Source organism: Pedobacter sp. UYP1, assembly GCF_040547305.1.
In the GTDB taxonomy this organism is placed as follows: domain Bacteria; phylum Bacteroidota; class Bacteroidia; order Sphingobacteriales; family Sphingobacteriaceae; genus Pedobacter.
The window spans coordinates 817,934-840,982 of sequence record NZ_JBEPPL010000001.1 but is presented as its reverse complement, the minus strand read 5'-3'; the positions used below and the strand labels follow the sequence as shown (position 1 = coordinate 840,982).

19 protein-coding genes are annotated in these 23,049 nt (G+C 38.4%); 11 read left to right on the top strand and 8 right to left on the bottom strand.

Annotation, left to right across the window (positions count from 1 at the left end):
• Nucleotides 1–45 precede the first annotated feature (45 nt).
• On the bottom strand, nucleotides 46–1,710 hold the full coding sequence (locus ABIB30_RS03665; RefSeq protein ID WP_354299399.1) for a hypothetical protein: 1,665 nt from the start codon (nucleotides 1,708–1,710) through the stop codon (nucleotides 46–48).
• Between the two features lie 398 nt (nucleotides 1,711–2,108).
• Between ABIB30_RS03665 and ABIB30_RS03660 the strand changes: the two genes are divergently transcribed.
• Both ABIB30_RS03660 and ABIB30_RS03655 read left to right on the top strand, forming a co-directional pair.
• Nucleotides 2,109–2,993: a polysaccharide lyase gene (locus ABIB30_RS03660; RefSeq protein ID WP_354299398.1), complete on the top strand. Its 885-nt coding sequence runs from the start codon at nucleotides 2,109–2,111 to the stop codon at nucleotides 2,991–2,993.
• A 112-nt stretch (nucleotides 2,994–3,105) separates the two neighbouring features.
• The gene (locus tag ABIB30_RS03655) at nucleotides 3,106–4,995 is read left to right on the top strand and encodes a 7TMR-DISM family protein (RefSeq protein WP_354299397.1); all 1,890 of its coding nucleotides are present in this window, start codon (nucleotides 3,106–3,108) and stop codon (nucleotides 4,993–4,995) included.
• Nucleotide 4,996: 1 nt separating this feature from the next.
• Here ABIB30_RS03655 and ABIB30_RS03650 read toward each other — a convergent pair whose 3' ends face one another.
• The 5 genes from ABIB30_RS03650 to ABIB30_RS03630 all read right to left on the bottom strand — a co-directional run bounded on the left by ABIB30_RS03650 (nucleotide 4,997) and on the right by ABIB30_RS03630 (nucleotide 9,451).
• On the bottom strand, nucleotides 4,997–5,386 hold the full coding sequence (locus ABIB30_RS03650) for a hypothetical protein (RefSeq protein ID WP_354299396.1): 390 nt from the start codon (nucleotides 5,384–5,386) through the stop codon (nucleotides 4,997–4,999).
• A 58-nt stretch (nucleotides 5,387–5,444) separates the two neighbouring features.
• Nucleotides 5,445–6,488, bottom strand: a complete 1,044-nt coding sequence (locus ABIB30_RS03645) for a hypothetical protein (RefSeq protein ID WP_354299395.1) — start codon at nucleotides 6,486–6,488, stop codon at nucleotides 5,445–5,447.
• 17 nt (nucleotides 6,489–6,505) lie between these two features.
• Nucleotides 6,506–7,561 carry an endonuclease/exonuclease/phosphatase family protein gene (locus ABIB30_RS03640; RefSeq protein WP_354299394.1) on the bottom strand — a complete coding sequence of 352 codons (1,056 nt, stop codon included), beginning with the start codon at nucleotides 7,559–7,561 and terminating at the stop codon, nucleotides 6,506–6,508.
• A gap of 9 nt (nucleotides 7,562–7,570) precedes the next feature.
• Nucleotides 7,571–8,335, bottom strand: a complete 765-nt coding sequence (locus ABIB30_RS03635) for a LytR/AlgR family response regulator transcription factor (RefSeq protein WP_354299393.1) — start codon at nucleotides 8,333–8,335, stop codon at nucleotides 7,571–7,573.
• A gap of 63 nt (nucleotides 8,336–8,398) precedes the next feature.
• Nucleotides 8,399–9,451: a sensor histidine kinase gene (locus tag ABIB30_RS03630; RefSeq protein ID WP_354299392.1), complete on the bottom strand. Its 1,053-nt coding sequence runs from the start codon at nucleotides 9,449–9,451 to the stop codon at nucleotides 8,399–8,401.
• 416 nt (nucleotides 9,452–9,867) lie between these two features.
• Here ABIB30_RS03630 and ABIB30_RS03625 point away from each other — a divergent pair, with 416 nt between their 5' ends.
• Nucleotides 9,868–12,243, top strand: a complete 2,376-nt coding sequence (locus ABIB30_RS03625; RefSeq protein WP_354299391.1) for a TonB-dependent receptor domain-containing protein — start codon at nucleotides 9,868–9,870, stop codon at nucleotides 12,241–12,243.
• A gap of 43 nt (nucleotides 12,244–12,286) precedes the next feature.
• On the opposite strand, the gene ABIB30_RS03620 is transcribed toward ABIB30_RS03625, so the two are convergent.
• The gene (locus tag ABIB30_RS03620; RefSeq protein ID WP_354299390.1) at nucleotides 12,287–13,009 is read right to left on the bottom strand and encodes a hypothetical protein; all 723 of its coding nucleotides are present in this window, start codon (nucleotides 13,007–13,009) and stop codon (nucleotides 12,287–12,289) included.
• A gap of 111 nt (nucleotides 13,010–13,120) precedes the next feature.
• Here ABIB30_RS03620 and ABIB30_RS03615 point away from each other — a divergent pair, with 111 nt between their 5' ends.
• The 5 genes from ABIB30_RS03615 (at nucleotide 13,121) to ABIB30_RS03595 (ending at nucleotide 16,311) form a co-directional block, all read left to right on the top strand.
• A complete protein-coding gene (locus ABIB30_RS03615) occupies nucleotides 13,121–13,963 on the top strand; it encodes a DUF3828 domain-containing protein (protein WP_354299389.1) in 843 nt (280 codons plus the stop codon).
• A 43-nt stretch (nucleotides 13,964–14,006) separates the two neighbouring features.
• Nucleotides 14,007–14,393, top strand: coding sequence for a hypothetical protein (locus ABIB30_RS03610; RefSeq protein ID WP_354299388.1), 387 nt, complete (start codon nucleotides 14,007–14,009; stop codon nucleotides 14,391–14,393).
• A complete protein-coding gene (locus ABIB30_RS03605; protein WP_354299387.1) occupies nucleotides 14,347–14,529 on the top strand; it encodes a hypothetical protein in 183 nt (60 codons plus the stop codon). Before ABIB30_RS03610 ends, ABIB30_RS03605 begins: the two co-directional genes overlap by 47 nt.
• Nucleotides 14,530–14,701: 172 nt before the next feature.
• Nucleotides 14,702–15,556: a DUF3828 domain-containing protein gene (locus ABIB30_RS03600; protein WP_354299386.1), complete on the top strand. Its 855-nt coding sequence runs from the start codon at nucleotides 14,702–14,704 to the stop codon at nucleotides 15,554–15,556.
• A 200-nt stretch (nucleotides 15,557–15,756) separates the two neighbouring features.
• The gene (locus ABIB30_RS03595; RefSeq protein ID WP_354299385.1) at nucleotides 15,757–16,311 is read left to right on the top strand and encodes a DUF6985 domain-containing protein; all 555 of its coding nucleotides are present in this window, start codon (nucleotides 15,757–15,759) and stop codon (nucleotides 16,309–16,311) included.
• Between the two features lie 49 nt (nucleotides 16,312–16,360).
• Here ABIB30_RS03595 and ABIB30_RS03590 read toward each other — a convergent pair whose 3' ends face one another.
• Nucleotides 16,361–16,963: an HD domain-containing protein gene (locus tag ABIB30_RS03590; protein ID WP_354299384.1), complete on the bottom strand. Its 603-nt coding sequence runs from the start codon at nucleotides 16,961–16,963 to the stop codon at nucleotides 16,361–16,363.
• A 113-nt stretch (nucleotides 16,964–17,076) separates the two neighbouring features.
• Between ABIB30_RS03590 and ABIB30_RS03585 the strand changes: the two genes are divergently transcribed.
• From ABIB30_RS03585 to ABIB30_RS03575, 3 genes are all read left to right on the top strand, one after another.
• Nucleotides 17,077–17,868, top strand: coding sequence for a methyltransferase domain-containing protein (locus ABIB30_RS03585; protein WP_354299383.1), 792 nt, complete (start codon nucleotides 17,077–17,079; stop codon nucleotides 17,866–17,868).
• A 102-nt stretch (nucleotides 17,869–17,970) separates the two neighbouring features.
• Nucleotides 17,971–21,636 carry a phosphoribosylformylglycinamidine synthase gene (purL, locus tag ABIB30_RS03580; RefSeq protein WP_354299382.1) on the top strand — a complete coding sequence of 1,222 codons (3,666 nt, stop codon included), beginning with the start codon at nucleotides 17,971–17,973 and terminating at the stop codon, nucleotides 21,634–21,636.
• Between the two features lie 102 nt (nucleotides 21,637–21,738).
• Nucleotides 21,739–22,536 (top strand): hypothetical protein, encoded by a 798-nt coding sequence (locus ABIB30_RS03575; RefSeq protein WP_354299381.1) that lies wholly within the window; start codon nucleotides 21,739–21,741, stop codon nucleotides 22,534–22,536.
• Nucleotides 22,537–23,049: the final 513 nt, after the last annotated feature.

Below are 23,049 nucleotides of genomic sequence, written 5' to 3'. Positions count from 1 at the left end.
TAAAAACCACAGAAGGGCGTCTTGCTCCTTCTGTGGTAATTTATGTTAATTATAATTGAACTGTTCCCAGATTCCTGCCGAATCCCGATTGCAGTTCATGGCTTGTGTTCCGTTCTCTGTAGAAATAAATTTGCCGTTATTTCCGCGTAATGATACCGTTCCATTACCATTCTTAATCCAGTCAAACTGCTCCCATATGCCTATAGAGTTACGGCTGCAACTAATTGGCGCTGTCCCATTCTCTGAAGACACATATTTATCGCCGTTCTTTAACGCAACCTTGCCATTGCCTGCATTAACGACTGTAAAATGCTCCGTAACGCCAGCTGTACTGTGGTTGCAAAGCATATTCTGGATACTGCCACCGGTAGTTATAAACAGGTTATTAGATCCCTTAAGGCTAATTGTCTGATCAAATGGAATTCCGCCCACCGTACCACCGCCAATAACAGGTTCAGTGGGCCTGACAGCAGTTAGGGGAAGCTGACCTTTCAGCATTCTGCCACCATCATTGGTTAATCTCAGGTAATAATCAGCAGAACAATTTACGCCATCTTCATTGAGCGCGAGGAAATTACCACCTGAAGGAACCATAGCGGCATTCTCTGCAGTTTTAGCAATTTGATTCCCTTCATTATATTCATCAAACATAGAAATATATATCCCCTGGCAACCCGCTTTAATCATGTTATAAAACTGACGCCACATAAAATCACCGTGCGCACGTTGTCTTTCCTGTAGATCTCCCGGTAGTACGCATGGCTGATAATCGATACCATTTGCGTTACAATAAGCCTGGTCAGGTACATTATTATTGTTATAAAAGTTATCAGAATCATTCACATTGCCAATTCTTCCTACCATCCATGGAGAAATCATATTCAGAGCTTTATAAGCCTGAAGGAAGTCAGGACGGGAATCGCTGTTTTCTTCCCTCCAGTGCGCTGGTACTCCGCCAATCACATAACAACCTTTTGCTTTGAACCAATTGATAACCTCTAAACATACAGCTGCAGACCAGGGATGGTTGTTGTCGTCAAATCCAAATCCCCAGATACAAACTACTGGTTTGCCGTTTTGTTTAGCATAGGCCGGTGAAGCTGTATAAGCCGACATTTTTGAAGTCCAGTCTGCTTTGATTTCAGCCTGCATTTCTGTCCAGCCGCTTACATCGTACATGATGTAAAATTTGCGGTTATGCGCTTCGGCTGCGATTTTGACTTTATTCGTAATAGCGTCCCTGATCGGGCCTTCCCAACCATTGGGATTGAATCTTTGTAAAGCTGCGGCATCGATGCCATTTTGTTCCATCCATTTGAAATGGAGATCGATAGTCTGATCGCTGTAAGAAGAGAATAGCCTGGCCTGCTGTCCATTTCCCAGGTTAGAAAAACCCGTTTGATAAGAAGCTGTATACTCCCGCATATCTGGCCAGGATTTGATACCATTGTTGCTATTTGATGGCTGCTGTGAAGCATTTGGCGCCCAATGCCACCAGGCATTAATTGGTGACCCATCCCCGATACAAGCAAACCAACCCTGGTAGCCGACGGTAATTTTACCAACTACGTCACCAATCGGTGAGGACTGTGTCAGTTTTGCATTTTGTGCAGATGAGGAACCCTCAGGTTGAACATTAATTTTTTGTTTGGTACAGCTAAATAGCAGGCATAACGCTGCCATCCAATAAAGGTTATTGATTTTTTTCATAAAGGTATTTATGTAAGATGTTTTAGGTATTCGAATTTGATAAATAGTCTTTTGGACTGATTGATGGCCGAATATATCAAATAATAAGTTTAAGAATAAACCCGCAGCTCACATTCGCTGGCTTTTTTTTAATCCCTTGAAGGCAATTGCCCGCCGATTGAAAAAAAGAATAAATATTTTTTTGTGGTGTAAGCGTATCAGCATTAGGAGAAGAAAGCAACCAAAGTGGTTACAGTGGGATAAAGGCAATAATTATGTTAAGGAATCTATGATTTATAGCGTATCAATTATTTTTTAATTATTTGATATACAGATTATTGTAAAATAATTTTCTTGCTTATGTCAATAAAACTCCTTTAAATTTATAGCAACCAAATTATAAACCAAATATTTATCCAATGAAAAAACAGACTAACAAAAAACAGTTAATGGCCAGTATCGTTTTGCTGGCAGTTTTATTCGGGGCGGCTTGTAAAAAAGACGTCAATACAAACGAATCGGGAAACAAAGATCAGGAGATTCCAACAACAGCAGTGAATGCCGTAAATAGTGATATCAATCTGAACTGGGAAAACAGAACTAACGGTTCAACTTATACCAATTCACAAGCAGCTGCAGATTTTGGAAATATCTCTGGATGGCAAGAATCAAGAGCGTTTGTTACCAATGGAAAAGATGGGTCTAATGGTTTAAGGGTTACTTTATTGCCAAATGCCTTATCAGGAGCTGGAGGGTTGATTGGAAATGTGAATTTAAACCAGGGAACTGCTTACGAAGTAGACTATGATGTGAAATTTCACAGCAATTTCAATTTTAGCAGGGGTGGAAAGATTGGTTTTGGCTTTGCTATCGGTGAAGGAAATACTGGTGGAGATCCAGGATGGGACGGAAATGGCGGAACCCTCCGGTTAATGTGGTATTCACCAAGTGCAGACCGGGTATTCTTTCAGCCTTATGTTTATCATAAAGATCAGCCTACTAAGTTTGGAGATACTTATACTAAACGTTTCCCAGCAAGCGGATCGCTTCAAAAAGGGGTTTGGTACCATGTCCATATGTATGTGAAAAGCAATACTGGCTCAAGCACAAACGGACATGCACAAATTATTATCAATGGACAAACCATTCTGGATAATGATATCCGCTGGACTACAAATGATAGTCAAAGATTAATCAATAAGCTTACATTCCATACTTTCAGAGGTGGAAGTCAGGAAGAATGGAAAGCTAATACTACAGATTATATCTATTACGATAATTTAGTGGTGAATAAAATCAATTAGTGCACTCAACTGGCCCGGCTTTCATTTACCGGGCCAGTTATTTGATTGTTAAATTGTTCATTGCAATTGATTATATTTAGTCATCCTGTGATTAACATCTTTACAATTTTTAATGACTAAACCTGTTTTTATCTTTTTTACAGGCCATTTGGTTAGAATCCTTATGGTCATGTGTTTATTTTTGATGCTGACGATTCAACTGTCTTATGCACAAAAGGTCATCGCTATTCAAGATAAAGTCCCTCATTATATTTTTTCTTACGGAGAAATTGAGTGTTTGGAAGATAGCACTAACGCTTTAACATTGCAGGATGTTTTAAAGCCGGCTATTCAGTCAAAATTCATTACCAATACTAAGTATACACCGAAGAACTATCATCTAACCTCTGCTTATTGGTACAGATTTAAGATTAAGCATTCCAGCGCATCTGCTAAAAATTGGGTACTTGAATTTTTTGATCAGTCAATTAATCATTTTAGCCTGTTCGTGCCCAATAACAATGGTCATTATCAAGCTTATTATTCTGGGACTGCTTATCCATTTCGTCAAAGAGAATATCAGCACAAAAACTTCATTTATGAACTCAATAACAACACAGACGCAACATTAACTTATTACGTAAGGATCAAATCTTCACAATCCGTAAGCGCTATTATAGTCTTAAGGGATATCCGCTGGTTCGTAAAATATGCATTGAATGAATACCTGATCTTCGGACTGTTCTATGGGATGGTTATTGTCTTCAGTTTGTATAATCTGCTCATGTTTTTTGCGGTCAGGCAAATGCAATACCTCTATTATGTATTGTATAACCTGAGTATCGGTTTATACGAAATGAGCATTGATGGTATTGCATTTCAATATCTCTGGCCAAACTGGCCTTTATGGAATGAATATGGTATTGGCCTGGCTTTGTTTTTAAGTAGTGTTTTTGCGTTGATGTTTACACTTAATTTTCTCGGTGTCAAGGCTAAAGCCCCCAGGCTTTATCGGTTAATTATTTGGGTTATCAGCTTGCGCAGCTTGTTTTTTATAATCTGCTTGTTTAATAAGCAGTTATTTAGTTATAAACTGGTAGAACTGATCCCGTTGCTGGTCGCTTACGGAACTGGTATCTATATTTTGAAGAACCATTACCGTCCAGCTATGTTTTTTGTGATTGGTTATTCATTTCTGGTGATTGGCTTTTTTATTAAGATTTTATTGTTACTCAATGTGTCATGGATGCCATATGGACCCTTTACTTATTATAGTCTGAGCTTCTGCTTTATATTTGAGATGATCCTGGTTTCTTTTGCTATCGGGGAAAGTGTGCGCACCTTACGTAAAAATGAAAATGAGGTGCAAAAAAGAATGATCCATCAATTACAAGTAAATGAAAGCCTCAAAGATACCTTGAATAAAGAACTGTCCACGCTGGTTGATGAACGCACACAAGAAGTTAGTTTAAAAGCTTCCATTATTGAGAAACAAAATGAAGAAATCTCCTTAATGAATTCGATGCTGGAAAAGGATAATCAGGAGCTGCATTTGAATATTGAGAAGGTAACCAAAGCAAGAGTCATGTCAGACCATGTTGATTTTGCGGAGTTCAGTAAGATTTATCCAGATAGAGAAACCTGTTTTAAATATCTTTCTGAGCTGAAATGGGCAAATGGATACGCGTGCCGTAAGTGTACAAATACGTTTTTTCTTGCCGGTTTCTTACCCTATAGCAGAAGGTGTACAAAATGTGGCTATGATGAATCCGTAATTGCCTATACCATTTTCCAAAATAGCAAGATTCCGATTAATAAAGCTTTTTATATGCTTTTTCTCGTGTATTCTACCAAAGGGAAGATTTCTTCTCATAAACTTTCTGGATTATTGCTCATCAGACAAAGTACATGCTGGGCCTATAATAGTAAAATGCAGAAGATCCTGGAAGAACGCAAAAAAGAATTAAAGGCCAGTGGGGAAGGGGGATGGAGCAAGTTGGTACTGGATTCAAACCATTCTTAAGTTAGGAAAGCATTTCTTTTAATAACTCAAACCAGGCAGCATTCGAGGATGATAAATAATCCAGATCGATTACCAGATAAATAACCATTGTCTCCTCATCCTGAGTGTAAATTATTCTCAGTGGCTGCCAGAAAGTGCCGAGGCTTTTTACATACATGGCCTTGTAAACCTCATCAAAACCCATATAAATCTGGGTAATATCTTTTAGTGGAATGATCAGTTCACTATCAGCTGATATTAATTTTAGCTGGTCAGGGGTAAGACTGATCGTACCCGCACCAGTGTGTAATGGGTTTACTCCTGAAAATAATATACCCACTTTAGCGAGCATTGAAAAATTAGGGAAATCGTGGTCAAAAACCCACAAAACAGTGCCTGATTGTAATATCATATGTAAATATGATTAATTTACATGTAATTTTAACCGTTTGCCGGTTAAAATATATTGCTTATAATTTCACCTGCCTGATGATATTCTTGATATTCAATTCTACGATATCAGTCATGGTATTACAGCTTAAATAATTCAGGTCTGCAAAATGCTCTGACATTCCTTTTTTCAAAGATGCTATGTTTTCTGGTGTGGTTAATATCTCCGTATTGGATACATCCCGTAAATCTGTTAAACGATGCCGCTCACTGCGAACGCGATGTAGTATCGAAGACTTCTCTTCCTGCTGATATTGCAGAAAGGTCTTATCAGATAATTGCTCCATACACATCTTTACATAAGGTAGGTTCTCTTTAAAGAACTGCGCAAGATATACTTTGATATTTCCCTCATAAAATTGCTGATCAAAGTCAATAGCCCTGATTCTGAACTGTATGTCGTCAAAATCTGGCGTGATCTGTACTACAAAATTATAAGCCCGCATATCACCTAATAACATGACTAAACAGCGTTCGTTGAATTTTACGAATTCCTTTGCGATCCGTGTAGGGTTGTACTCTGGATTATGTAAATACATCTTTGCGAAAACATCTCCTGGTATTCCAGCCACATGTTCTTCAATCAAAGTTTCTCCATCCACAAGATAATTGACCTGATTTGGAGACAGGATTTCTTCCAGTTCCAGCCCATAAATCCGTGATGCATCAGCTTTTTTAACATAAAAGTAGTCATACACATCGTTCAAACGGTTTACAATTTTAATCCGGAAAGGATGTGTATTCCCAAAGGTGCAGTATTCAATTTTCTCAATGTACTTGTGCTGTACGATACGGAGATTACCGGATGCTTTTAGATTGGCGTAAATAACCTTCAAACCATTATGTAGCTGCTCAATCCGGTCTGCGGGATAAATAGGCCCTTCCCAAAGTGAATCCTTTCCATATTTATCCATAATCGGATAAGCTTCGTCAAAGATTAACAAATCATTATAAGTAATCGGAAGTTTTGAATCACGCTGATAAGTTCTCAGGTATTTCTGCAAAGCAGGTGTAACTGGGAAAATAGGTTTCTTACGGGATATTTTTACATCATTAGATTCCATATACAGTTTATTTTCGCTTAATCACTGGTAATATATGCTTTCTTTTCTGCTGCGGCCGCTATATCTTCAGCATCGGGCTCCATCGCTTCTTGCTGAAGGGAAGCTTTTTGCTCATATTGTAGCTCAATATAAATCGGAAAATGATCAGAATCAAAATTTGCCAGGCGTTTGATTTGCTTTAACTTAAAGTCTGTGGAGATAAAAGCATGGTCGAGTGGAAAACGCATGATTGGATAATGTGCATGAAAGGAATTGAAAAACCCTCTTCCTCTTCTTGGATCTAACAAGCCACTCATCTTTAAAAATAGTTCCGTTGTATAACTCCAGGCCACATCGTTCATATCTCCAATAACAATCACGGGATCTTTACTTTTCTGCGCAAGATCTGCAGTGAGCAGCAATTCCTGATCCCTTTCTGTTGACCTTGGGTTTTCGTTAGGTACAGGTGGAGTTGGGTGTAAAGCATACAATTGAATCCGCATTCCATTTTTAAGCATAACACCGGTATGAATAGACGGAATATCTTTTTCTACGAGATAAAGAACTTCTGAATCTGTCAATTCCAATTTGGAATACAGGAGCATGCCATAGGTGTTTTCCAGTGGTACACGAATATGAAACTTATATTTTTTTTCCAGCTCCCTTGTTTCGGTATCCCAGCGGTGGTTAGTTTCCAGCAGGAGTACAAGATCTGGATCATTTTTCTGTATTTCCCGCAGGCATCCATTTGAATTGGTATTGTCCTGATAAACATTAGCAATCATAATACTCAGGCTCTGCGCTGGAATAGGGCTTGTTACACGGATCACCTGCTTTTTCCCCAGAGGAGTGAAGGGGACAATTTGTTTAAAAAGATAGCCAATATTCAGCGTGATTAAGCCAATCAGCAACCAGTAGTATAGCAGTTGTCCATGGTAAAAAAAGATAATCAGGAATAAACAAATGATAGAAAGTACCAGCTTTTGTAACCTTGGATAGTCGAAAATCCGGAAAGTCCAGTAATCGTGTTTAACAATTGATAGTAGAGTAAAAGAAAGCAGAAGAATTGATAATGTGATAATAAACGCGTGCATTCGCCGATTTTAAAAAGAACTATTTAACCATTTTTTTAAACTTACTGATTTATCCCGGCTCACCAAAACAGGTGCCTCATTTGCGGGGATCAGTTCAATTTTCAGTTTACCATTAAAAGACTGATAGATTTTATGAATGGATTTGACGGACACAATATATTGTCTGCTGATCCTGAAGAAGTCCTGTGGATTTAACGCTTGTTCCAGCTCTTCCAATGTTTCTTCAATCATATAATGCTGACCCTGGTGCGTAGTCAGGTAATTCTTTTTATTTTCTGAAGTGAAATAAGCGATCTCTGTTGTGATAACAGGCACAAACATATCGCGGTAGGCGACTAAAAAGCGGGAACGGTAAACATGCGCTTTAATTTCAATTTTCTGCAGGATTTCCTGCATTCCTGAATGGTCTGCTTTGCCGATCATATTTTTAACTTTACGGATACTGTTTTCGAGTTTATATGCTTCCATTGGTTTTAAAAGGTAATCGATTCCATTGACTTCAAAAGCCCGGAGCGCATATTCATCATAAGCAGTTATAAAGATAACTTGTGACTGGATTTGGACCTGGTTGAAAATCTCAAAACTTAGCCCATCCGTTAAACGGATATCCATGCAAATTAAATCAGGATGGTCATTATCATTCAGCCATTGTATACTAGCCCGGATTGTTTGCAGCTGGCCAGCAATTTGGATAGTATCATCTATTTTGATCAGCATTTCTTTTAATCTGACCGCATTGGGAATCTCATCTTCTATAATTAAAACGCTCAGCATGTTTGGTTTGTAATTCTATAATTTAGCTTAAATTCAATAAAAAGACACCATTGCGGCAAAATATTACTGTTTATTAGTTAATAACAAAGGTATTTTGACCTCAAAATAATGTTCTTCCGTATTAATTACTGGTATTCCGTCACCTAATAGCAAGTATCGTTCCCGAATATTCTTCAAACCCAGTTGTGAGCCTGGTTCTTTGGAGACTTTAAGGGATTTGTTGTTTCTCACCACTATCCATTTATTTTCCATAGCATAGATGTCAATTTTTAATGGAGATTCCAGGGAGAAGGAATTATGCTTAATCGCATTTTCAATAAGTAGTTGAAGCGTTAAAGGAGCGATGCCTCTATTACTTAACTCTTCCAGATTAGAAAGATTGACCTGTATCGCTTCACCATATCTGGTCTGGTATAAAAATAAATAAGCGTGGATAAATTCAAGCTCGGCTTTGATAGAAATGATATTTTGTGGCCGGTTAGCCAGCATATATCTGTAAATCGATGATAATTTGATCACATAATCAACTGATAAGGCAGGATTATCTGGAATTAGTGAAGCCAGTGTACTTAAGTTATTGAATAGAAAATGCGGATCTAATTGAAGTTTTAACGCATCCAACTGTGCCTGCGTTGCATTTTGCCGCATGATAGAAGTTTCCAGCTGGGTATCTTTCCACTTATGGAAAAAATGTTCAGCAGCAAATACAGCTGTGGCTAATAAAGAAAAGATAAAGCTGAAAATAATGATCTGGCGGAACAACAACTGATCGGCCGTAAACTTACTGGGAAGCTCAATTTGGAAAATGGGAATAAGGGTAATAGAAACCAGTGAGATATGCAAAAGAAATTGCACTACAAATCTGGTCATGATTTTTCTTTCCCAGGGTAATTTCTTGTTTAATCTTAACGTTAATTGTATACCCGTCTCAAATAGCAAGGCCGCATAAGACATCGTTAACAGCACGTCTACGAAAATAAAATCTAAAAAGGAGAACTGTCTCCAACTATGAATTGAACGCTCGTAGGGATTAATCAAGAAAAATAACAGGATCAGGATTAAACCAAAACTCGGATATCCATATAGCCTGAAAGATTTGTAACTCGTAGTTGACATTTATACAAAAATAGGGTAAGCACCGCTATAAATGTCATTTATAACGGATTAATCTTTATAAAAATATCAATCCACAACTTAGTAATACAACTAAGCCCAATAAGATAACTGGTGCCAGTTTAATCAAATCATATATTTTTCTTATCGATGATGTTGTGCTTGCTTTAAGATTCATGTGCAGGTCTCCTTATATAAATAGTTCAGCTCTCTTTTAATGCTGTAAAGATCAATTTATAGCTGCTTGAATTCTGTCTCAGCCTACCCAGTTCACAAAATCTTCCACTGAAATTACAAGAATCGGGACTCAATTTTTCTTGACTACAAAGAGAGAGATTATCTAAAGTGTATTTAGACTGATTACAGATAATGTATATCTTTGCTGGTGTTATTATTACACTTACATACCCTAATATTTGATGAAATTCTTACTTACTGCACTTTTAATATTTGGTTTTTATACCGCTTTCTCCCAAAAAAGTCAAACAACGCAAAAAACAGGAAATATATCTGGACAGGTTTTGCTCGTAGATGGTCAACCTGCCGGCTCAATTTCAGTTTCTTTAATTGACATTGCTAAACACACACTGACTGATGAGCACGGTGGTTACTCTTTTAATAAGGTAAGTGCTGGAAAACATACGATTAGAATTCAGATGCTGGGCGCCGCTCAAAAAGACCTGATTGTAACAGTTCTCGCCGGACAAACCATAAAAGCCGATTATCAATTAAGTAAAGAAAATGTTCAGGCCCTGCAAGAAGTGATCATCGGTGGCACATCGAATAAGTTTTCCAAGAAAGAAAGCGTTTATTCAGCACGCCTTCCTTTGAAGAACCTGGAAAATCCACAAGTTTATATTTCTATTCCCAAAGAGCTTATTCAAGAACAATTAGCCGTTGATCTGGGCAGTATTTCTAAAAATGTTCCAGGCTCAGGAATCCCAATGCTCGCGAATCAGGGAAGAGTAACCTTCCGCTCCCGCGGTTTTGAAACTGAACCGATGGTGAGAAATGGGGTTGCTGGTTTTGCTTATACTGCGATAGATCCCGCCAACCTGGAGCGTATAGAAGCTATTAAAGGCCCTTCGGCTACACTGTTCGGAAATAACCTGTCCAGTTATGGTGGCTTATTTAATCGGGTAACCAAAAAACCTTACAATGGAGTAGGGGGTGAGGTTTCCATATTTGGCGGTAGCTGGGATTATAAACGAATGGCCTTTGATATCAATACACCATTAAATGCAGAAAAAACTGTATTGTTTCGTTTAAACGGTGCAGGCACTTATGAAAACAACTTTCAGGACGCAGGATATACCAAAAGCTTTAGTGTTGTACCAAGCCTGTCTTATCAGATTACAGACAAACTTTCTATGCTCTTTGATGTGGAATATGGACAGGCTGAAGGAACATCTGTTGTTCGTTTTAACCCTTACACAAAGACAGATCCAGCTTCTAAGGTTGTGAAGGTGCAGAATATCAGAGATATGGGGTTTCCTTACGACAAGTTGTTTGGAAATAATGACCTGGCCTACAGAACGCAGATGGTTAACATATTTGCACAATTTAACTATAAAATGTCTGAAAACTGGACCTCACAAACTGTCATGTCCAGGTCAAGCACTGCAATCAGAGGATATATTTCAGCGCTGAACGGCGTATCGGATACCGAACTGAGTGCTTTGGTGATGAGGGGTTATACTTCATTTATTGCAACAGACATTCAGCAAAACTTTATAGGAGACTTCAAAATCGGATCACACCGCAACCGGTTGGTAGTTGGTCTTGATTTCTATAACAATACCAATACTTTTGATAGAGTTCAGGTAACAGGACCAAAAGTTAACTTTGTTAATCCTGGTAATAACGCTGGAATCAGCAAAAAGATTATTGATGACCTTGCACCAACTAAAGCCGGAAAAATAAGAAATGAAGCGAATGCAGATAACAGCTATGCTGTTTATGCATCGGATGTTTTTAATGTGAGTGAAAGGCTTTTAGCAATGGTAAGTCTTCGTTTAGACCGTTATCAGGCTGATGGGACAACCGTAGTTGCTACAGATGTTAATACCGGAGCTTTCGGTCAAACCGCACTTTCCCCTAAATTAGGATTGGTTTACCAGGTAGTTAAAGATCGTGTTTCTCTATTCGGTAGTTACATGAACTCCTTTACCAATAAAAACGGGACTAAGATTAACGGAGATATGGTTAAACCAGAACAAGCAAATCAGATAGAGATGGGAGTTAAGGGAGATATTTTTGATCATAAATTAGTAGGTACAATCAGCTATTATGATATCAAAGTAAAAGATATTGTTCGTCCTGATTTAACGAATAATACTTATAGTATTCAGGATGGGGATCAAAAAAGCAGGGGGGTAGAATTTGAACTGACCGCAAATCCATTTCCGGGATTCAATATTATTGCTGGTTATGCTTATAATGATAGTAAAGCAGTTGGAGGAAGTCCGGACACCGAAGGTTTAAGACCAGCTTTGTCAGGCCCTGATAAAATGATCAATTTCTGGATGAGCTACAAATTCCCTCAAGGCGCCTTAAAAGGTTTTGGAGCTGGTTTTGGGGGTAACTCGGGAAGTTCATCTTATCAAACTAATACCAAAACTTCTAAAGTGATTATCCCTGGATATACTATGTTTGATGCCACTGTCTTTTATGATCAGCGCCGTTTCAGAATCGGGGTTAAAGTTGATAACCTGACCAGCGAAAAAGCCTGGTCTGTCCGTTTAACACCGCAGAGTCCAGCGCGTTATCTTGCCAATCTGACTTTGAAATTCTAAGCAGACTATTTCCCGTTGCAATTACAGTTTGTTAATTGACCAGTTAGTCAACTAACAAACTGTAATTGCAACGGCATCTGATCATGCTATAGGCTATTCCCTGATAACTACCCGGCTTCGCTAAATTATAATCTTGCCTGATAATATACAAACCCTTCATTACGGGCATAAAAGCAGTCTCACCATGCGCGTCGGTTTCGATTGACTTCTCCCAGTTTTGAGGATTAAATACGCGTAATTTCGTACCATCGGCGGCTGGATTTCCATTATTGAATACTTTGACGATAATCATTTTGTCTTTTGTAGCTGTCAGGATATCTAAAAACTGAACAGGCTTTTTTACATATCCTGTATCTTCAACAGCATAAGCTGCACATAAATAATCGACAGGGCGTACATTCTTTCCGCCAGTTGCTGAACGGTCTACTACCGGCAGAGTCTCGTTGAGCGCTAAAATCTGGTAAATCCCTTTTTCCTGAGGAATAAAAGTTCCTTCCCAGCAATCTGCTTTAGGAGAGATCCTGAGCACAGTTTGTTTACCTTTTTCATCTACTACAGTGACTTTAAAACCGCCAAGCTGAACAAGTTCGGGGCCTGTTTCGCGGTGACGGATATTATATTGATCAATTTCACCAAAACAGATTTGAATCTGTACAGGCTGATTCACTTTTCCTGAACCCTGAATAGCAAACCAATAACCATGCGCCTGGCTGATAGTTGGTAAACAGATAAAAAGGAATAGCAAGCTGTAAATAATTCTTTTCATACGCGCAAAGGTAAATATTTCGGGGCTCAGATAGGGGTATAGCAACCAAATCGCGTTTACAAAATTATAAAAGCCGTTTTAGCAGCTTTCTAAACTTTAAAAAATAATTATATGAAATTAAAAATCCTGTTATCATTGATCGTAACAACGCTCTTATTCAGTTGTAATCCTTTCAAAAATAATGAGATTAACAAAGTGATTAATGCCTTCTATAATCACCACAAAGGACCGTTTGAGGAAGTGAACAAAAGCCTGCTCTCAGCGGGTTTATCCGCTTTAGTAGACAAAGCGATTGCAGAAGAAGTTAAATCTGTCGAAGAACTCAGCGCTTTAAAATCAACAGATAAGCCAAATAAGATTGAAGGCGACATTTTTACCAGCTTATCAGAAAGCTTCACCTCTTATGAGATTGGTAAAACTAGTATCTATGACGATAAAGCCACAGTTCAGCTCGAATTTACCAATAACAAGGCTGGTACCGAGACCTGGAAAGACGATATTGAATTAATTAAAGAGAATGGGGCCTGGAAAATTGATAATGTGCGTTTTAGAGGGGAACGGTCTTTTGGGAAGAGCACTAAAGACGTGTTATCGCAATTTTTGACCCCGATCACCGCAGTAAAATCAGATGCCGATGATCAGCGGTGCAGACTTTCTGCAGGCAATCAATATCAATGGAGTAATCTTAAAAAAGGATGTATCCGTGTTCTTGAACTGCCGATTAAGTTAAGAAGTATGGATAGAACATCAATAGCAAGCGTAATTTTCTCCGATGATCAGAAAAAGGCAGAAGTATTTACACAAAATACAAGCTGGGTATTGAACAAGAAATCATTAACGGCTTATGAGTCAGAAGCCTCTGATAGGGGTGTGTTTCTGGAAAAAAGAAATAATGTCTGGAGACTCGGAGCGTTGAAAGATGGCAAGACTATCTATTCAGGAAACGTAGAATAACATCGCCACCCATTAAAATACCTGTCAAAACAAATTTTTACTGATGAAAACCAAAATCTTATTATCAATTATTACCGCTGTAATTTTATTCGGTTGTACTAATTCTAAAAGCAATAGCGCAGCTAAAGCTGTAGACGCATTTTATAAAAATTACGAAGGCCCGTTTGAAGAAGTCAACAAAACCTTATTGTCAAGAGAGCTAGCCACCTTGATAGACAAAGCTGTTAAACTGGAAGAGCTGTCGGCTGCTGAATTAAAAGCTGCAAAATCAACAGATAAGCCGGCCATGATAGAAGGAGATATTTTTACTAGTCTGTACGAAAGTTATACTTCTTTTAAAATAGTCCGTGTGAAAACTGATGGGGGATCTGGCTATAGTCCGCGTGGAGTTTACCAATCACCGGGAAGGAGATATTGTCTGGACAGATGAAGTGCAACTGATCCGTCAAAACGGAAATTGGAAAATAGATGATGTACGTTACGGATTGAAAAACGCGGCCCGTCCTAACCTGAAAAAAGGGCTGTCAGATTTCCTGGCTCCTGAGCCCATTGTCAACGAAAGTTAACAAGCTCTGGAAGGTATAAGAGACAGCAAAACGATTGAATTGATAAACAAAGTTATTGTGTTATCTTTCAAATACTTATGGGTTAATTTTGGTGATATTATTTATTGTCCTGTCTGAATAATTGCTTATATTAGATAGTGCTATTTTTAGCTAAAAACCAAATATTAAGCTTATGAAAACCAAAATTCTATTTTTTCCTCTTATTGTTATGATGCTCTTAATTAGCTGTAACAATACTAAAAGTAATGGGATCACTAAGGTGGTTAACACATTTTATAAATATTATAAAGGCAAATATGTCGGCGCCGATAAAGGGATGCTATCAGCCTCATTAGCTGGATTAATTGATAAAGCGCTTGAAAAAGAAGCTGCATCAGCAGAAAAGATTAAAGCTTCAAAATCAACAGATAAGCCAGATATAATCGAAGGTGATATCTTTACCAGTTTGAATGAGGGCTATACCGGGTTCAAAATTGGAGATACTAAAATTGAAAGTGATAAAGCCGTGGTCACTGTAGAGTTTACCAACAAGAATTATAACCATACGACATGGAAAGACGATGTGGTACTGATTAAAGAAAACGGTGCCTGGAAGATTGATAACGTCAACTATAAGCAAGATGCAGGTGCAGGTAAAAATATCAAGGCTGTTTTGACTCAATTCTCATCTGCTGCAGTTTCTATACCTGGGGCTATGGTAGGCGGAGATTCTGATGCACACGGCTGTAAAGCTTCTGCAGGTTATACCTGGAGTGCACTTAAGAAAACCTGTATCCGTGCATTTGAATTGCCTTTAAAACTCTCAAATCCTTCTGGAACTTTGATAGCCGGGGTTGCCTTTTCTGATGATAAAAAACAAGCTGAAGTATTTGCTAAAGAAGGTAATTTTATCTTAACCAAAAAAGCTGAAGACTTTTACTTAAGTACTGCTTCTAATGGTGGCATGTTCCTGGAAAAAATGAACGGAATATGGGGGTTTGGTGCGTCAAAAGACGGAAAAGCCTTGTATATTGAAAGCAAGAAATAGCGTTTTTACTTTTATACGGCACCCTTTATTTGATAATATATACTTTTCAAAATAGCTTGTTCATTCTATGGGCAGGCTATTTTTGTTTAGATGATACATAACTTTCATAAAGTTATTTTATTGATTAATAATAGGCTAATGTTGCTGTGAATGATAAGGTTCTTGATAAAAATGCTTAATTTTTCACAAAAAAAGCAGCCATGGGAGAACAGATCATATCAAAAGTAATCGGAACTTTAACTGAAGATGATAGTCTTTCGGACTGGTGGATAGGAGAAGAAATTGAGATTCCTTTTTTTGATCATGAGAAAGTGGGCGTCAGTTTTACCGATTACAACCAGGAGCATGATGAAACATTTTTAGCGGAGGCTGATGATGCTTTACAACATTTTTTAGCATTGACTGCTGCAGACAGGAAAGCGGTAACTCATCTTGTGTATAAATACTGTTTAGATTTTTTGGAATTGGCAGAGCCAGATGAAGCAGACGATGATTTAAGAGCGATTACCGACGAAAATGAAATTTGGAAATTTGTGCAGCCTACAGAAATTTACGTCACAAGAAGGTTGTATGAACAAGAAGACCTCTATGTTCAGGTGGCTTGTGCCTGTGATTGGGATCAGGAACATGGTTTACAGTTAGTTTTCAGGCAAGGTAAAAAACTGACCAGGGTAAGTGGTCAGGATGGCCATTTAACTGAGGCTGACGCGTATGGCAAACCAGATAGTGAAGACTTCTTATTGTCCCGGTTTTAGGTTGAATGCGTAAATGAACAGCATCAGCAGAAAGCAGAATCTATTGATTCTACTCCTGGTCTGTCTTCTTTATATATCCTTTCAATACACTATCATCAATTAATGTTTCAGTAAAATCCCAGATCGTTTTAGATCCATGTTGAATTTTGCTGGTTTTGTCCATCACAGTATCATAAGGTACATTGTGTTCTGTCCAGGTACCGCCCTGATTAGATACATTCTGTAAGATTGGTTCAAACCTGTCCATGGAACGCGCAAACCTGGCTTCAGCAGTATCTCCTGTTTCAAACTCTTCCCAGATGGCAACAAATTCTTCTGCTTGTTTTGCGGGCAGCAAACCAAATATTCTTTCTGCCGCTTTACGCTCAGCTTCTGTATTGTCGTGGTTTACAATGGTGTCATAAAGAAAAACATCACCCGAATCAATCTCTACCAGATCATGGATCAGCAACATTTTCAAGACTTTTAAAATGTCTATGGGTTCATTGGAATGTTCTGCTAATGTAAGTGCCATCATTGCAAGATGCCAGCTGTGTTCAGCATCATTTTCTCTGCGGTCACTATTGAAAAGGCGGGTTTTTCTCTGGATGTATTTAAGCTTGTCAATTTCGTGAATAAAAGCGACCTGCTGCAGTAATATATCTAAATTCATAAGGATAAAAATCGTTCTCAAATATAGAAAGGGAAAATGGTTAATAAGAGAATCGGGTAAGAATTTTCTAACTTAAAGCTCAAAATAACCATTTAGCTTAACCTCCATATAAAATGAATAAAACTATACACCGGGACCATCAAACCACTAATAAAATATTTGATAACAGAAGCTTAGAGAAAGATTACGCGACACTAATTCCGATCCTTAAAAATGGTTTGCGTGTACTGGACGTTGGTTGCGGAACAGGAGCGATATCAAAAGATATTGCCGGGAGGGTAGGCCCCGAAGGTTTTGTCACGGGAATTGATAATACAGAGAAATTTATTATTAGTGGTAAGGAAAGCTATCAGACAACCTTAAATCTGGAACTTATTCACCATGACTTATTCAGCTATGTGTCTGAAGAGAAATTCGACCTGATTGTTTCTGCGCGTACTTTACAATGGTTAAGCAATCCAAAAGAAGCACTATTAAAATTCAAATCATTATTAAAACCAGGAGGTCAACTCTCTATTCTGGATTATAACCATGAGCAATTAAGCTGGCAGCCCCAACCACCCGAAAGTATGTTATATTTTTATCAGACCTTTTTAAAATGGCGTGCTGATGCAGGAATGAACAATCATATCGCCGAAGACCTGCCTGGCTATTTTGCAGAAACCGGTTTTCTGGAAATTGAGGTCTTTAATGCGGAAGAAGTTTATCAGCGGCAGGATGACAACTTTTTACAACGGATTGGTATCTGGTCAAAAGTTGCAGGTTCCACACAGATGGTAGAAGAGGGTTATCTGGAAGATTCACTTAGATTAAAGGCAATTGAAGAATATGACCAGTGGATAAGCGCTGATGCAGAACAAATGATCATGAAGTTAAAAGAAGTAAGAGGGAAAATAGCGCTGTAATTCTACATCTTAAAGTAGAATTTGCAAATTGTTGCATCTATTTTTGCAATATATAGCGGCATAGAATTTTTTTAAATTAAATTTGCGCCATAAAAACATACCATGATTTATTTCTTCTCCAACGAGCTTAATACTGTTTTTGCTTTACAATCAGAGCAAACTCTCTCATCGTCAGATATTTCAAAGTTAACTTGGCTGTTTGGCGGGGCCCAGTTCAAACAAGAAACCGTTTTGACGGAGTTCTTTATTGGCCCGCGCGCTGCAATGGTAACTCCATGGAGCACGAATGCTGTTGAAATTACCCAGAATATGGATATTCACGGGATCATCAGAATTGAAGAGTTCAAAAACACAACAGCAGATTTTACTGACTTTGACCCGATGCTGTTTCAAAAGTACAGTGAACTCAATCAGGAGATTTATACGATCAGCATTCAACCAGAGTCAATTCTGCCAATTGAAGATATCGCAGCGTATAATCAGCAAGAAGGTCTTTCCTTAAGCGAAGAAGAAGTAGATTATTTAAATAAACTTGCAGAGAAACTAGGGCGTAAGCTAACAGACTCAGAAGTATTCGGGTTTTCTCAGGTTAACTCAGAACACTGCCGTCACAAGATTTTCAATGGTACGTTTGTAATTGATGGAGAAGAACAACCATCATCTCTGTTCAAATTGATCCGTAAAACATCTGAAGCTAATCCTAACGGAATTGTTTCAGCTTATAAAGATAACGTAGCCTTCGTTAAAGGCCCGAGAGTTCAGCAATTTGCGCCAAAAAGAGCTGATGTACCGGAATATTATGAAATTAAAGACTTTGACTCAGTCATTTCACTCAAAGCAGAAACACATAACTTCCCGACAACTGTAGAACCCTTCAATGGTGCCGCTACAGGTTCAGGAGGAGAAATCAGAGACAGGTTAGCCGGTGGTCAGGGTTCATTGCCATTAGCGGGTACTGCTGTTTATATGACTTCGTTCTCTCGTCTGGAAGAAAATCGTCCATGGGAAAAAGCAGTAAACGAAAGAGACTGGTTATACCAAACTCCAATGGACATCCTGATCAAAGCTTCAAACGGAGCTTCTGATTTCGGTAACAAATTCGGTCAGCCATTAATTACAGGTTCGATTCTTACTTTCGAACATGAAGAAGACGCCAGAAAACTAGGTTACGATAAAGTAATCATGCAAGCAGGCGGGGTAGGTTATGGAAAAGCTGACCAGGCTAAAAAAGAAAAACCTGCGCTGAATGACAAAATCGTTGTTTTAGGTGGAGAAAATTATAGAATAGGAATGGGTGGTGCTGCGGTATCTTCAGCAGATACAGGAGCTTTAGGCTCAGGTATCGAATTGAATGCCATTCAGCGTTCTAATCCTGAAATGCAGAAAAGAGTTGCCAATGCCGTTCGTGGTATGGTCGAAAGCGATCACAATACGATAGTATCTATCCATGATCACGGAGCAGGCGGTCACCTGAACTGTCTTTCTGAACTGGTTGAAGAGACTGGTGGAAAGATTGATTTAGATAAACTGCCGGTTGGTGATCCGACCCTTTCTGCCAAAGAAATTATCGGTAACGAATCTCAGGAACGTATGGGATTGGTGATCAGTCAGAAAAACATCGATACCCTGCAGAAAATTGCTGACCGTGAAAGGGCTCCAATGTATACAGTAGGTGAGGTGACAGGTGATCATCGCTTTACTTTTGAATCTGCAACCAACGGTTCTAAACCAATGGATTTGAAAATGGAAGACATGTTCGGCAGTTCTCCAAAAGTAATCATGCAGGATAAAACGATTGATAGAAAATATCAGCCTGTAACTTACAATACTGCAGAACTGAACACTTACCTCGAACAAGTATTACAATTAGAAGCTGTAGCCAGTAAAGACTGGTTAACAAATAAAGTTGACCGTTGTGTAGGTGGCCGTGTAGCTAAGCAACAATGTGCAGGCCCTTTACAATTACCATTAAATAACTGTGGTGTAATGGCACTGGACTTTCAAGGTAAAGACGGTATTGCAACTTCCATTGGGCATGCGCCGCTTTCAGCGCTGATTGACCCTGCCGCAGGAAGTAGAAATGCAATTGCAGAATCACTTTCGAATATCGTTTGGGCTCCTTTAAAAGATGGTTTGGAAAGTATTTCACTATCGGCCAACTGGATGTGGGCTTGTAAAAACGAAGGAGAAGATGCCCGCTTATATAAAGCTGTAAAAGCATGTTCAGAGTTTGCCATCAGTTTAGGAATTAATATCCCTACTGGTAAAGACTCTTTATCGATGAAACAGAAATATAAAGACGGGGAAGTTATTGCGCCAGGTACAGTAATTATTTCTGCTGCTGGTCATTGTGATGACATTACTGCAGTAGTAGAACCTGTTTTACGTAAAAGCGGTGGTGCTATCTATTATATCAATCTTTCAGGAGACCGTTATAAATTGGGTGGTTCGTCATTTGCACAGATCTTAAACAAAGTTGGTACAGAAACGCCTGATATTTTAAATGCAGGACAGTTTAAAACTACTTTTAATACCCTGCAAGAATTAATTAAAGCTGGAAAAGTACAGGCAGGACACGATATTGGCAGTGGTGGTTTAATTACTACGCTTTTAGAGTTATGTTTTGCAGACCGTAACCTGGGTGCCTCTCTTGATCTTTCTGCTTTAGGAGACCAGGATATTATAGAAACACTTTTTGCGGAGAACATTGGTATCGTATTCCAGGCTGATGCAAGTGCTGAAGCTATGCTGAATGCGAATGGTATTGTTTATCATCAAATAGGTACCGTGAATGAAACAGCTCAGTTAACGGTTAAAAACGCTGCTGGTAACTGGAGCTTTGACATTGATCATTTACGTGATGTATGGTTTAAAACTTCTTACCTGCTTGATGAAAAACAAAGTGGGCCGGTTAAAGCTAAAGAACGTTTTGACAACTATAAAAACCATGTATTAAATTATAGTTTCCCTTTAAACTTTGATGGAAAAAAACCAGTTATAGATGCTGCTAAACCAAGACCTAAAGCTGCAGTTCTTCGTGAAAAAGGAAGTAACTCAGAAAGAGAATTAGCAAATGCGATGTATCTGGCTGGTTTTGATGTGAAAGATGTACACATGACTGATTTAATTTCAGGCAGAGAAACATTGGAAGACATTCAGTTTATAGGTGCAGTTGGTGGATTCTCTAACTCAGATGTTTTAGGATCAGCTAAAGGCTGGGCAGGGGCATTTTTATACAATGAGAAGGCAAAACAAGCGCTTACAAACTTCTTTAAACGTGAAGATACTTTATCAGTTGGTGTATGTAACGGTTGCCAGTTGTTCGTAGAGCTTGGTCTGATCAATGAAGACCATGAAGAAAAACCTAAAATGTTACACAATGATAGTGCTAAACATGAGAGTATCTTTACCTCACTGACTATACAGGAAAACAATTCAGTAATGCTTTCTACTTTAGCGGGCAGTACTTTAGGGGTATGGGTTTCGCATGGTGAGGGTAAATTCCAATTGCCATATGCAGAAGATCAATACAATATTGTATCAAAATACGCTTATGAAACTTATCCGGCTAACCCTAATGGATCTGATTACAACACTGCAATGATCAGTGATAAAACTGGAAGACACCTGGTGATGATGCCGCATATTGAACGTTCATTGTTCCAATGGCATTGGGCTAACTATCCTGAAGGTCGTAAAGATGAAGTGTCTCCATGGATGGAAGCTTTTGTGAATGCAAGAGAATGGATTGAAAAATTAGCAAAATAGACTATTTAAAATAGCTGGAACTGCAAATAAGCAAGTTCTTTATGATGGCCTGATGTACTATCTTTGTATAGTAATCAGGCCATATTTATATCAGGAGGTTTTATGAAAAAGGGTTTATTAATATTGCTGCTATTATTTACTTACCGTGTGTATGCACAGGATGTAGTCTACGAAGTTAAAATCGGTACAGCAAGTAAGTATAAAAAAGATCCTACACCCAGATTAGCGATGTATCTCGCTTTTGATCTGCTTTTTCCTGACCGTTACCTGCCACTGCAACTTTTTAAGCTTAACGGCGTTAAAAAGATGAAGATTGAAAATCCTGCTGATCCATCTAAAGACTTTGTACTCGTATTTAACAGAAGAGGGCAGTGGAAAGCAATGCAAAATGTAAATGACACCTTATCCTTAACTTACAAAGATGGCGCACCGGATGAGTTGATAAACCATTCCGGTAGCTTCAATCAATTTCAGTATTCTGGTGATACGGTAATTTCAGTGCATAATCATAAGATAGACCGCTATATCCGCAAAGGCAGAATTTTTCATAAAGTGAATAAACATGCTGATAAATTATCACAACCGATAACTATTTATTCTAATACGAACTGGGATTTGCCTCTGACCATCCATTATAAACAGCATCCGGATGATGATGAAATGAATATCATGACAGAAAACTTCTTTGACGATGGCAAGGGAAACCTAATTCTGGATAAGACAATTCACATGAACCGATCGCATCTGGTGTTTAAAATGGAGAACGGATTACCTGTCACTTTGAGCACCACTAAACAGCTCTTATCCGGGCCTGAAAAATCAGTAAAAGAGTCGGATGCGGAGCCAGAATTGCTTAATTTCAGCTACGAATATTTTGAAAAAGAAAAAAAAACAAAATAAAATATTGTCCTTTTGAGCGGTAAAATTCAACCGCTATATCCAGGAGTCAGATTTGCGGTACCAATTGTCCGAAATCACGCCTTCAAATTCCGAAAAATAAACAAGTCAAAAGTTGCTGAATATTGGTGAAAATCAAGCCTTATGTTTAATGACGCACCTTTTTTTATTGTTCAATAATCCCCTAAAATCGTCGGTTAGTGCAATGAAAACAGGAAGAAATTCCGCGTCTTTTTTGCGGTGTAAAATCAGCTGAATTACCCCCTTTTTTTTCTTGTTTTTACCCCGCCAAATCCAGCCGATTCTAGCTCCATATCCGCCACAGGGGCTAAAAACCGAGAAATTATCCTTACCTTTGCCTCGGTTTTAGTTTAAACGTCCGCTGTTAAAGACGCCATCTGAGCGTTAAATTCTAGAAAGAAACAGCACAATTTCTGTTTAAATATTCAGGGAATTTACTCCCTGAGCATTTGTTAATTAATGTTTTATTTAAAGCATTTTATGATACGTGGCAAT

What these genes read in the sequence shown, in the direction of transcription:
- ABIB30_RS03600 (WP_354299386.1), top strand. Translation starts at nt 14,702, where the DNA reads ATGAAAACCAAAATTCTATTTTTTCCTCTTATTGTTATGATGCTCTTA.
- ABIB30_RS03635 (WP_354299393.1), bottom strand. Translation starts at nt 8,335, where the DNA reads ATGCTGAGCGTTTTAATTATAGAAGATGAGATTCCCAATGCGGTCAGA.
- ABIB30_RS03645 (WP_354299395.1), bottom strand. Translation starts at nt 6,488, where the DNA reads ATGGAATCTAATGATGTAAAAATATCCCGTAAGAAACCTATTTTCCCA.
- ABIB30_RS03620 (WP_354299390.1), bottom strand. Translation starts at nt 13,009, where the DNA reads ATGAAAAGAATTATTTACAGCTTGCTATTCCTTTTTATCTGTTTACCA.
- purL (WP_354299382.1), top strand. Translation starts at nt 17,971, where the DNA reads ATGATTTATTTCTTCTCCAACGAGCTTAATACTGTTTTTGCTTTACAA.
- ABIB30_RS03585 (WP_354299383.1), top strand. Translation starts at nt 17,077, where the DNA reads ATGAATAAAACTATACACCGGGACCATCAAACCACTAATAAAATATTT.
- ABIB30_RS03630 (WP_354299392.1), bottom strand. Translation starts at nt 9,451, where the DNA reads ATGTCAACTACGAGTTACAAATCTTTCAGGCTATATGGATATCCGAGT.
- ABIB30_RS03610 (WP_354299388.1), top strand. Translation starts at nt 14,007, where the DNA reads ATGAAAACCAAAATCTTATTATCAATTATTACCGCTGTAATTTTATTC.
- ABIB30_RS03625 (WP_354299391.1), top strand. Translation starts at nt 9,868, where the DNA reads ATGAAATTCTTACTTACTGCACTTTTAATATTTGGTTTTTATACCGCT.
- ABIB30_RS03595 (WP_354299385.1), top strand. Translation starts at nt 15,757, where the DNA reads ATGGGAGAACAGATCATATCAAAAGTAATCGGAACTTTAACTGAAGAT.
- ABIB30_RS03575 (WP_354299381.1), top strand. Translation starts at nt 21,739, where the DNA reads ATGAAAAAGGGTTTATTAATATTGCTGCTATTATTTACTTACCGTGTG.
- ABIB30_RS03655 (WP_354299397.1), top strand. Translation starts at nt 3,106, where the DNA reads ATGACTAAACCTGTTTTTATCTTTTTTACAGGCCATTTGGTTAGAATC.
- ABIB30_RS03650 (WP_354299396.1), bottom strand. Translation starts at nt 5,386, where the DNA reads ATGATATTACAATCAGGCACTGTTTTGTGGGTTTTTGACCACGATTTC.
- ABIB30_RS03615 (WP_354299389.1), top strand. Translation starts at nt 13,121, where the DNA reads ATGAAATTAAAAATCCTGTTATCATTGATCGTAACAACGCTCTTATTC.
- ABIB30_RS03640 (WP_354299394.1), bottom strand. Translation starts at nt 7,561, where the DNA reads ATGCACGCGTTTATTATCACATTATCAATTCTTCTGCTTTCTTTTACT.
- ABIB30_RS03665 (WP_354299399.1), bottom strand. Translation starts at nt 1,710, where the DNA reads ATGAAAAAAATCAATAACCTTTATTGGATGGCAGCGTTATGCCTGCTA.
- ABIB30_RS03660 (WP_354299398.1), top strand. Translation starts at nt 2,109, where the DNA reads ATGAAAAAACAGACTAACAAAAAACAGTTAATGGCCAGTATCGTTTTG.
- ABIB30_RS03590 (WP_354299384.1), bottom strand. Translation starts at nt 16,963, where the DNA reads ATGAATTTAGATATATTACTGCAGCAGGTCGCTTTTATTCACGAAATT.